The 10,338-nt window shown below is 61.6% G+C and carries 9 protein-coding genes; 5 read left to right on the top strand and 4 right to left on the bottom strand.

Annotated elements, in window-relative coordinates; genetic code table 11:
* On the bottom strand, positions 1-1,131 hold a 1,131-nt coding region (locus AB4Z11_RS11365; protein WP_442025358.1), incomplete at its 3' end, for an MFS transporter.
* A gap of 99 nt (positions 1,132-1,230) precedes the next feature.
* On the opposite strand from AB4Z11_RS11365, the gene AB4Z11_RS11370 reads away from it, so the two are divergent.
* From AB4Z11_RS11370 to AB4Z11_RS11380, 3 genes are read left to right on the top strand one after another with little or no spacing between them, the layout of a single operon-like run.
* On the top strand, positions 1,231-2,178 hold the full coding sequence (locus AB4Z11_RS11370) for a LysR family transcriptional regulator (RefSeq protein WP_442025359.1): 948 nt from the start codon (positions 1,231-1,233) through the stop codon (positions 2,176-2,178).
* Positions 2,179-2,218: 40 nt separating this feature from the next.
* Complete coding sequence (locus AB4Z11_RS11375; RefSeq protein ID WP_442025360.1) at positions 2,219-2,419, top strand: DUF2905 domain-containing protein; 201 nt, start codon at positions 2,219-2,221, stop codon at positions 2,417-2,419.
* A gap of 29 nt (positions 2,420-2,448) precedes the next feature.
* A complete protein-coding gene (locus tag AB4Z11_RS11380) occupies positions 2,449-4,002 on the top strand; it encodes a sensor domain-containing diguanylate cyclase (protein ID WP_442025361.1) in 1,554 nt (517 codons plus the stop codon).
* Here the strand turns inward: AB4Z11_RS11380 and AB4Z11_RS11385 are convergent.
* Both AB4Z11_RS11385 and AB4Z11_RS11390 read right to left on the bottom strand, forming a co-directional pair.
* Positions 3,944-5,011: a hypothetical protein gene (locus tag AB4Z11_RS11385; protein ID WP_442025362.1), complete on the bottom strand. Its 1,068-nt coding sequence runs from the start codon at positions 5,009-5,011 to the stop codon at positions 3,944-3,946. The two genes, AB4Z11_RS11380 and AB4Z11_RS11385, sit on opposite strands and share 59 nt — an antisense overlap.
* 11 nt (positions 5,012-5,022) lie before the next feature.
* On the bottom strand, positions 5,023-5,793 hold the full coding sequence (locus tag AB4Z11_RS11390; RefSeq protein WP_442025363.1) for a ParA family protein: 771 nt from the start codon (positions 5,791-5,793) through the stop codon (positions 5,023-5,025).
* Between the two features lie 151 nt (positions 5,794-5,944).
* Here AB4Z11_RS11390 and AB4Z11_RS11395 point away from each other — a divergent pair, with 151 nt between their 5' ends.
* Positions 5,945-7,150 carry an NAD(P)/FAD-dependent oxidoreductase gene (locus AB4Z11_RS11395; protein WP_442025364.1) on the top strand — a complete coding sequence of 402 codons (1,206 nt, stop codon included), beginning with the start codon at positions 5,945-5,947 and terminating at the stop codon, positions 7,148-7,150.
* A gap of 167 nt (positions 7,151-7,317) precedes the next feature.
* Here the strand turns inward: AB4Z11_RS11395 and AB4Z11_RS11400 are convergent, their stop codons facing one another.
* The gene (locus AB4Z11_RS11400) at positions 7,318-8,709 is read right to left on the bottom strand and encodes a lactonase family protein (protein WP_442025365.1); all 1,392 of its coding nucleotides are present in this window, start codon (positions 8,707-8,709) and stop codon (positions 7,318-7,320) included.
* 129 nt (positions 8,710-8,838) lie between these two features.
* Here AB4Z11_RS11400 and AB4Z11_RS11405 point away from each other — a divergent pair, with 129 nt between their 5' ends.
* Entirely contained in the window at positions 8,839-10,230 is a 1,392-nt protein-coding gene (locus AB4Z11_RS11405; protein WP_442025366.1) for an amino acid permease, read from the top strand.
* The last annotated feature ends 108 nt before the right edge of the window (positions 10,231-10,338 follow it).

The raw sequence follows: 10,338 nt of genomic DNA on the forward strand, positions 1-10,338 counted from the left end.
CATCCACGATGCGTAGGCTGTCAGCAGCAGGGCGGCAACCGCGACAACGGCGGCAACGTAAGGCAGTGTGTCCAGCGCGTAGCCGTGGGACAGCACCGAGCCGCCCAGCCAGGCACCCAGCGCATTACCGAGATTGAAGGCGCCAATATTCAGGGTCGACGCCAGGTTAGGTGCATGCTTTGCCTTCTCCACCACGCGCATCTGCAACGGCGGCACGGTCGCAAACGCTGCGATACCCCAGACGAAGATCGTGGCCACGGCCGCCAGCTTGTAATGGCTGGTGAACGCGAACGCCACCATGATCACCGCCATCAGGGCCAGGATGCCCATCAGCGACGGCATCAGCGCGCGGTCGGCCAGCTTGCCGCCAATCGTATTGCCGATGGTGAGGCCAAAGCCGAACAGCACCAATACCAGCGATACAGCGCTCGGCGAGAAGCCCGTTACATCGACCAGAATCGGCGCGATGTAGGTGAACACCACGAACACGCTGCCGAATCCGACTACGGTCATCATCAGCGCCACCCAGGCTGCCGGTTCAGCCAGCACGCGGACTTCCTGGCCCAGGCGGGCGCCGGCGCTGTCCTGACGATTAGGCACCAGCGCGCTCAGGCCCGCCAGCGACAGCACGCCCATGGCAGCCACGATCCAGAAAGTGGTACGCCAGCCGAATTCCTGTCCGATGAAAGTACCGAAAGGCACGCCCAGCACATTCGCCAGCGTGAGGCCGGTGAACATCATGGCAATGGCGCTGGCGCGTTTGTCCGGCGCGACCAGCGAGGCGGCGACCACGGAGCCGATGCCGAAGAAGGAACCGTGCGTGAACGATGTGACAACGCGCGCCACCATCAGCATGTTGTAGCCCGGCGCGATCGCGCACAGCACGTTACCGATGATGAAGATCCCCATCAGCAGCTGGAGCGCCAGCTTGCGGCGCAGTTTATTGGTCAGTACGGCCAGCAGCGGCGCGCCGACCGCCACGCCAAAGGCATAGCCGCTGACGAGCAGGCCGGCGGCAGGCAGCGACACCGACAGGTCCCGCGCCACGTCGGGCAGGATGCCCATGATGACAAACTCGGTTGTTCCGATCGCGAAGGCGCTGATGGCCAACGCCAGTAGTGTGATAGGCATTGCAACTCCCCATTAAGGTTGAATGCCATGATTGTGGGGATGAGGCTGCCGTTTGATAATTGGTCTACAATTTGAAGTATCTTCAAATTGGATTTGAATATGGCCTCGGATCGCCTGGGAGACATGCGCTTATTCGTGGATGCGGCAGACCTGGGCAGCCTGTCCGCAGCAGGCCGCAAGCTGGGATTATCACCGGCGGCGGCCAGCGCGCGTTTGCTGAAACTGGAACGTGAGCTGTCCACCCGCCTGTTCGAGCGCACCACGCGCCAGCTGCGCGTCACGCCGGAAGGACAGCTCTATCTGGAACACTGCCGCATCGCCCTGCAAGCCATCGAAGACGGCGAGGCGGCCCTGCACGCAAGGCGCGAGACGGTGCGCGGCAAGGTGCGCCTGTCCGCCACCTCGGACTTCGGCCGCCATATGCTCAGCCGCTGGCTGGAGGAATTCCGCATCCTGTATCCCGAGGTGACGTTCTCGCTGCATCTGAGCGACGCCATGTCCAATCTGCTGCAGGACGAAATCGACCTGGCCGTGCGCTTCTCCCTGCCGCAGGACAGCTCCCTGGCCGCGCGCCGCCTGGCGCCCGACCGCCGCGTGCTGTGCGCCACACCGGCCTATCTGGCGAAATACGGCGTGCCGCAGACGCCGGCCGATCTGCCGAAGCACCGCTTCGTGTTATGGGCCACGCTGGCCGGAGCGCAGAACGATTTCGAGTTCGTGCGCGGCAGYGAACGCCAGCAGCATATCGTGCCGCTGGACGAAGCCTGGGACGCCAACGATGGCGCCAAGGTGCTCGATTGGGCGCTGGCGGGTCACGGCATCGCTTACAAATCGCTGTGGGACGTGGTGGACCTGGTGAAGGCGGGCCAGCTGCAAATTCTGCTGCCGGACTGGCAAACGCGCCCCACCGGCGTACACGCCCTGTTCCATCGCAGCCGCTACATGGCGCCCCGCGTGCGCGTGTTGCTGGACTTTCTGGCGGAGCGTTTCGAACAGGCCGTAGCGGAGCTGCCGCCGGGCTTATTACCCGCCGCTCAGGTCCGCTAACTGATATGCTAGTGCTTTCGAGTCACCCAACAAGAACAAGATGCGGCGATTGCTGATCATTTTTGGCCTGGCGCTGCTGCTGGCTGGTGTTGTCTGGCCCTGGCTGCGCAAGCTGCCATTTGGACGTCTGCCCGGCGATATCCATATCGTCAAAGGCGGCTTCAGTCTTCATATCCCCATCGTCAGTTGTGCCCTGGTGTCGCTGGCCGTGTGGCTGATTCTCTGGCTATTCAGGCGCTGACGAACATGAATCCTTCCCGGCTACGGCTGATGCGTAAAGGCCTCATTGTGCTGGCCGTCGTGTTCCCGCTGCTGTACATCTACGTGCAATACGTGGCCCTGCATCGCGACCATCGCATCACTGTGACCGCCGCCGAGTCGGAAACCCGCAAGATGGCGGCGGCGCTGAAGGAACATGCCGCCCGCGCGGTCGGCGAAGCGGACCGCGTGCTGCAGGCTGCGATGGGCGAGCTGGATCGCAGTGGCGTTCCGCTCAACTGGGACAACCGCGTTGCGCTGGAAAGCATCCTGCACCGCTACATGCTGGAACTGCCCCAGATCTCGAAAATGACGGTCATCGATGGCAAGGGCATGGTGCTGGCGGTGAGCGGCGTACAGATTCCCGAATCGGTGGACGTCACCGATACCGGCTACTACAAATACCACGAAGCGCGCCACGACGGCTCGCTTTTCATGACGGCCACATACAAAAGCCGCGTGAACGACCGCCAGGTGTTTGCCATTACGCGCAGCCTGCTGAATGCGGACGGCTCGCTGAAAGCCATCGTCCTGTGCAGCATGCGTGCCGATTATTTCGGCGAGTTCTATCGCACGCTGGGCGCAAGCAAGAGCGCGCGCGTCATGCTGATCAGCGACACCGGCTCGGTGCTGGTTGGAAGTCCGGGCAATATCGACCTTGCGCGGCGCGACCTGTCGATGGGGCAGAACTTCGCGCGCTTTAAAGATGCAAACGAAGGCACATTCCGCACCTCCGCCAGCCTGGTGGACGGTACGGCGCGTATTGCGTCCTATGCCCACGTGCCTAACTATCCGCTGGTAGTCACGGTGGGACTGCTGGAAGATGAAGTGCTGCTGCCCTGGCGCGAACGCCGGCTGCAGACGATCATCGTGGGCGCGGCATCCATCCTGGTGATGCTGGCGCTGATTGGCCTGCTGTGGCGCCAACTGACCGAATTGATCGCGGCGCAGGCAACGCTTCAGGATCAGAACGACACGCTGCGCAAGCTGAATGAAGAACTGGAACAGCAGGCGATTGCGGATGCGCTGACCGGCCTGCACAACCGGCGCTACTTCAACGGTGTGTTTCAGCGCGAGATCATGCGCGCGCGCCGCACCGGCACCCTGCTGGCTTTCTGCATCGGGGATATGGACCACTTCAAGAAATTCAATGACCGCTACGGCCATCCGAAGGGCGACCTGGCCTTGCAGCGGGTCGCGCAAATCCTGCGCGAATCGCTTCAGCGTGCGACGGATTACGCGTTCCGTCTTGGCGGCGAAGAGTTTGCGCTGCTGTATTCCGTGCAGAGCGCGGAAGAAGCGTGGCAGATTGTGGAGGTAACGCGCCATCGCATCGAGCAGCTCGATCTGGCGCATGAGGAAAACGAAGGCGGCGTGGCGACCATGTCGTTTGGTCTGGTCTGCGTCTTGCCCGGTGCCGAAATCGAGTCGGAAACCCTGTACTCGCTGGCCGACAGTGCGCTCTACAAGGCCAAGGCCGCGGGACGCAACTGCACGGTGCGCAAGACTATCCGGCCGAACGCAAACGTCCAAGCAATCGATCAAGAATCTCAAGCCTCGGAATAAGCTCGGGGTCTTCCTGCAAACGCGGCCGCAGCTCGGCGGCCGTTTTGAATGGCGCCGCAAACGACGCGTAGCGTTGCTGCAGCAGCGGCTCGGCGACAAGCTCCAGGAAACACAGGTGGATATACAGCTGCATCAAGTCCTTGGTGTGCTGGGTGCCGATGCTGGTGCCGCCCAGATGATAAACATCCGCATCGACCTGATTAACCCTCATGCCCTCCGCGTAGGCCAATGCGATCAACACATGCAGTGTGTCGAAGAAATCGTGATAGGTCTTCATCGGCCGCCCTTCATGCAGGCCTAGGCTAAGCAGCTGGCCGCGCGCCAGCGGTGGCAGCTTGCGGTAGATCTGGGCGCCGGCCTGATAGTCCTTCATCAGGCGGGCGAAGACGCCGATGCGGAAGTAGAGGAAGTGCGTCAGCGGATAGGTCCAGCCGCCGCTGGCATCGGACAGCAGGCAAAGCAGGAATTCCTCGTCGGAGAAACGCAGTTGCGACAGCACTTTGCGGTCGAACAGGTAAAGGTCATGATCAAGCAGGCCGAAATCGCGCTCGTTATGGCGCAGCAGAAGATTGATCATGGCGCCGTGGCCGACGCTGGAGCAGGGCAGGGTGGCGACACGAAATTGCGGCATCTCGGGCCAGCGCTGGCGCAACAGTTCGGCCTCCCAGTCCGCCGCGCCGTTCAGCAGCAGGACCACGCGCACGTCGTGCGCCACTAGCGCAAGGCAGGGCAGCAGGAAGTGCAAGGTGTGCGGCATCACRATCACGTAAAAGTGTCCGCCCAGCTGGCTCGCGAGGCCGTCCTGGAAGCGCGCGAAACGCCGCGGCGTAATCCAGCGCTGCAGCACGAGATCGTTGACTGCATAAGCGAGCTTGCGATAAGCGCGTAGCGACACCGCCTGCAGCAGGTGCCAGTACACAGGCGCCGCACGGCCATGCCGTTCATGCAGGCGCTGGTAAAGCTGCCGCGCTGATCGCAGGTTGGCGCGCACGCCGGTCAGCACGCCCATGGCGGCAAGGCCTATGCGGCCTGCAGTTCGCCGTACAGCGCCAGGAATTCCTGGCTCAGTTTATGGCCGCGATCGAGATGAATCATGGGCAGATTGCGCTCATGCGATTCGCGGATGCGGATGGAGCTGGACAGCTTGTTTTCCATGACCGGCAAGCCTTCCTCTTTCAGCTCATCGACCAGGCGCTGCGGCAGATTGGCGCGCGGCTGGAACTGATTGACCACGATGCCTTCGATTTCCAGGCTCGCATTGTGATCGGCCTTGATCTCTTTCACGTTGTTGATCAGCGTATAGAGCGCCTGGCGCGAGAAGTCGTCGCAGTCGAAGGGGATCAGGCAGCTGTCGGCGGCGATCAGGGCCGATTGCGTGAAGAAGTTGTAGGCAGGTGGCATATCGACGAAGATCTCGTCGTATTCCTGGTTCAGCTCACGCAGCGTGTCGCGCAGCTTGTAGATTTTGTGGCGCGATTCCAGCTTGGATTGCAGATCGCCCAGCTCGGGATGGGCCACCATGATGGACAGGTTCTCGAACGGCGTCTGGTGGATGTAGTGGCTGGCCGGCTTCATGAACATCGAAAAGCTCAGCAGCTCCTCGAAGTAAGCGCCCAGCGTTGGCGCGGTGTCCTGCGTGGCCGCACCCAGCACATAGCGGCTCGAATTGCACTGCGGGTCGATATCGATGAGCAGGGTCCGTTTTCCCTGATGCGCTGCAATGGCTGCCAGATTCACCGCGATCGTCGATTTACCTACGCCACCCTTCTGGTTGAAGATCACCCGTTTCATGCGCTGTCTCCGATATGGCCAAGAATGCAACGATTCTAGCATGGTGCGACGCAGCATAGTGGCCCAATGCAATCTCCAAAATATGGATCAATACTTTGTGCCTGTTTCACGCAAGAATGCACTCACCAACAACCTCCTAAGTGAGAGCATCATGAAACAACACATCGTTATCGCTGGTAGTGGCTTCGCCGGCCTGTGGGCCGCTCTGTCGGCAGCACGCGCCGTTTCCCTGGCCGGCAAATCGGATACTGTCGACATCACCGTCGTTTCGCCGGAAGCCGCGCTGCACATGCGTCCGCGCCTGTACGAAGCATCGCTGCAAGGCATGGCGCCTGAGCTGGGCGATCTGTTCGACGCGGTCGGCGTGCGTCACGTCGCGGGCTGGGTGACCGAGATGGACCAGGAGCGCCACCAGCTGCGCGTCAGGCAGCGCGATGGCAAGAGTGTCACCCTGGACTACGACCGCTTCGTACTGGCGACCGGCAGCCAGGTCTATCGTCCGGCTCTGCCGGGCCTGGCGGGCTTCGCTTTCGACGTGGATTCGCTGAACAGCGCCCACGTGCTGGATGCGCATCTGAACCGTCTTGTGACCCAGCCTTCGAGCAAGGCGCGCAACACGGTGGTGGTGGTCGGTGGCGGCTTTACCGGCCTCGAAACAGCGACAGAAATGCCGGCCCGCTTGCGCGAAATCCTGGGCGCCGATGCCGTGACGCGCGTGGTGCTGATCGAACGCGGCGCAGTCGTTGGCCCGCAAATGAGCGCGGAATCGCTGGCGAAAGTGCAGGAAGCGCTGGCCTTCTGCGGCGTGGAAGTGCTGACGGAAACCGGCGTGTCCGCAGTCAGCGCTGACGGCGTGACCCTGTCCGATGGCGCGAAGATCGAATCGTCCACCGTGATCTGGACGGCTGGCGTGCGCGCCAATCCGCTCGCCGCAACCCTCGGCCTGGAGACCGACAACTTCGGCCGCGTGAGCACCGACGCCATGCTGCGCGCCGATGGCATCAAGGACATCTTCGTGGCCGGTGACGTGGGCCGCTCCGCCACCGACGGCGCGGGCAATATCGCTGCCATGTCCTGCCAGCACGCGCTCAGCCTCGGCCGTGTGGCGGGCCATAACGCCGCCGCCGAACTGGTGGGCCTGCCGCTGCATCCGTACAGCCAGCCGAAGTATGTGATGTGCCTGGATCTGGGGGCCTGGGGCGCGATCTACACTGAAGGGTGGAACCGTCAACTGAGCCTGCAAGGCGCGGAAGCCAAGAGCCTCAAGCAGCAGATCAATACGCAGTGGATTTATCCGCCGGCAGATCGCGACGGCGCATTCGCCATCGCCAACCCGGACTTCGTGATCGTCCCMTGAGCAGGAACCGTGTAGTACCTAACAGACTGCTCGCTCCAGCCGGGGCATTGTGAAGCCTCAAACTTCACAACTTCGACAGGAGCACGGTCATGGGCAAATACTTTTTGGCATGGATACTCGGCGTGCCGGCAATCGTCCTGGTTCTGATCTATCTGTTCTTCCACTGATTAGCGATAGATCAGGACGATCTGCGTTGGCTGGCCCGGCGTAGCGATGCTGCCAAGTTTGGTCAGCTGGCCGTTGCCGCTCACTTCGTACTGCGTGATGGACTTGTCCGCACCGGTGGCGACGTAAGCGAACAGGCCGCTGGCATCGAACACCATCGAGGCCGAAGTTGGCGTGGCGGATGCGCTGCCCGGGCTGATTGGCGTCAGCTGGCCCTTTTCACCGATCACAAACTCCAGAACGGCGTTGTTGTCGCCGTTGGTGTAGACCCAGTCGCCGCTGGGGCTGAGCGTGATGAAAGTGCCTCGGCTGGCCGTGGGCATGGTGGCGGGACTGGATGGCGCCAGCATGCCGTCGGCGCCAATGGAATACAGGCTGATACTGCCGACGGCATTATTCAGGGCGTAGGCGAACTTGCCGGTCGGCTCCAGCAGGATGTCCGTCGGCTTGCGGTCGGCGGCCACGCTGGCCGTGGCCATTGGCGCCAGGCTGCCATCATCGGCCACATTGAACTGGAAGATCTTGTTGGCATTGCCGTCGCTCGCGTAGGCGTGTTTGCCGCTGGCGTCGATAGCCATGCCGTAGACCGACTGCAGCTTCGCGGCCGGGGTGGCGGCCGTTTGCGAAGTCAGGCTGCCGTCCGCGCCCAGCGCGTAGCGATTGATGGCGCCATCACCGGCATTGAATGCGTAGAGGAATTTTCCGTTGGGCGAGAGCGTGATGCCCTGTGGTGCGCTGCCATTCGACACGCTGGCCGTCGGGCGTGCAGCGAGTTGGCCATTGGCGCCGATGGCATAGGAGAGTACCTGGTTCTTGTCCGGCACCGCAAAGAAGGCGTTGGCCGATTTGGCGTCCACAGTCAGGTAGACGCGGTTGGCATCGATGGGCACATCAGGCGTGCCGGCAGCATGCATCTGGCCGTTCGCATCGAAAGTGTATTGCGACACCGCGTATTGATAGGCCGCGAGCGCCGGCACGTACTGCGAGTTGATCACGTAAGCGTAGGCCGTCTGGCAGCTCACCGCGATATTGACGATATTCGCACCGGCGACGGCGCCGCTGCCCTGGCTGACCTGGCAGCGCTGGCCCACCGGCTGTCCGATGACGCTGACATCGTAGCTGCTGGCATTCGCGATCCTGGTGACGAAAGTAAAAGCACCGTTGCTGCCGATCGACGCGCTCACGCCATTTTTGTTGTCCTGCAGCGTCAGTTTTGCGCCACTCCCCAATCCGCTGACCGTGCCGCCGAGGCTGAATTCGGCCGACGTAGTGGTGCCGCCACTACTCGTGTTTCCGCTGCCCGGGCTGCCACCGCTGCCCCCGCCACCACATCCGGCAGCAAGCAAAATCACGGCAAGAGGCGCGTATCCGGCGAGTAGCGAGCGTGGTTTCATGATCGGTTTGGGTGACGGAAATTGTTTAATTTATCACAACACTCAGCCATTCTGTCCAGCGCTGGAATGCAAAAAATGCACCCGAAGCTAGTGCTATCATCAGCTCCACTCTGACGGAAGGCCTCCTGCATGACGCATAAGAACGACCTGGTTCACAGCCTGAAGCAACGCCATGTCACGATGATCGCCCTGGGCGGCGTGATTGGCGCCGGACTTTTTGTCGGCTCCGGGGCGCTGATTGCCACTGCCGGGCCGGCGGCGATCCTGTCCTACCTGATCGGCGGCTTCGTTGTCATCCTGGTGATGTTCATGCTCGGCGAAATGGCGGCCAAAAACATCGACAGCGGTTCGTTTTCCACCTTCGCCAGCCAGTATCTCGGCGAATGGGCCGGTTACGCCGTGGGCTGGCTGTACTGGTTCAAGTCGATGATCACCATTACCATCGAGGCGATTCTGCTGGGGGCGATCCTGCACGACTTTCTGCCCGGATTGCCCGTCTGGGCGGGAGCCTTTCTCATGCTCCTGTTTGTCATCTCCAGCAATCTGTATTCCGTACGCTCCTACGGCGAAGCCGAGTACTGGCTCTCGTTCGCGAAAATCAGTTCGATCCTGATTTGCATGGTATTGGGCGTGTCGATCTTATTGAATATGCAGAGCGGCTTTCCGTCGCCGGGCTTGAGCAATCTGAAGGCGCATGGCGGCTTCATGCCCAATGGGATCTTGCCGGTGCTGGCTGGCGTGACGGTGGTGATCTTTTCGCTTGGCGGCAGCGAGATTGCGGCCGTGGCAGCCGGCGAATCGGAGAATCCGCGCGAGAATGTGATCAGGGCCATCCGCAGCGTGCTGTTCCGGGTGATGGTGTTTTATGTGGGATCGGTATCCATTGTGATCCTGTGTCTGCCCTGGACTGATGCCGTCAATTTGAAGTCGCCCTATGTCTCGCTGTTCAGCCTGGCGGGGTATGCCTGGGCTGCGACGGGGATGAAAGTGGTCCTGTTCGTCTCCTTCATGTCCGTGATGAACTCCTTCCTGTTCTCGAATTCACGCATGCTGTATTCCCTCAGCCAGCGCGGCTACGCACCGGAGCTGTTTGGCCGCACCAATGCGCGCGGGGTGCCAATGAACGCGCTGGCGCTCAGTTTTTCGGTGTGCGTGGGCATTCTGGCGGTGCACTTTGCCAGCGGTGGCGACCTGTTCCTGACACTAGCCAAGAGCAGCGGCGCGTTCATCATGACGGTGTGGATCTTTATTATTCTGGCGCACGCGAGGATGCGTCAGAAGGAGCCCAGGTCCGGGGCCGGGGAGGCGCCCTTCAAGACGTGGCTCTACCCGGTTGGCAATGGCATCGCGCTGTTGACGCTGCTGGCGGTGCTGCTGTCGCAGGCGTTCAATTCCGATACGCGCTTTCAGTTCGCGTTCATGTGCGTGATTACCCTGACGATCATCGCTTCGTATTTTTCGCTGCGGTCGCGGCCCGCTTTTGGTGTGTTGCGGAAGCGGGCTGACTCCATYCCGGAGTGAGGATTATGTGAGGGGGTGAATGATTTGGCATGCGGGAAGAGCTGGGAGGAAACGGGATTACCCGCTCCGAAACCCAGCAACTGCGCGGCATAGCGGCAAAATTCATTG

The sequence above is a fragment of the Pseudoduganella sp. RAF53_2 genome (genome assembly GCF_052113985.1).
In the GTDB taxonomy this organism is placed as follows: Bacteria; Pseudomonadota; Gammaproteobacteria; order Burkholderiales; family Burkholderiaceae_D; genus Rugamonas.

What these genes read in the sequence shown, in the direction of transcription:
- AB4Z11_RS11400 (WP_442025365.1), bottom strand. Translation starts at nt 8,709, where the DNA reads ATGAAACCACGCTCGCTACTCGCCGGATACGCGCCTCTTGCCGTGATT.
- AB4Z11_RS11390 (WP_442025363.1), bottom strand. Translation starts at nt 5,793, where the DNA reads ATGAAACGGGTGATCTTCAACCAGAAGGGTGGCGTAGGTAAATCGACG.
- AB4Z11_RS11380 (WP_442025361.1), top strand. Translation starts at nt 2,449, where the DNA reads ATGCGTAAAGGCCTCATTGTGCTGGCCGTCGTGTTCCCGCTGCTGTAC.
- AB4Z11_RS11375 (WP_442025360.1), top strand. Translation starts at nt 2,219, where the DNA reads ATGCGGCGATTGCTGATCATTTTTGGCCTGGCGCTGCTGCTGGCTGGT.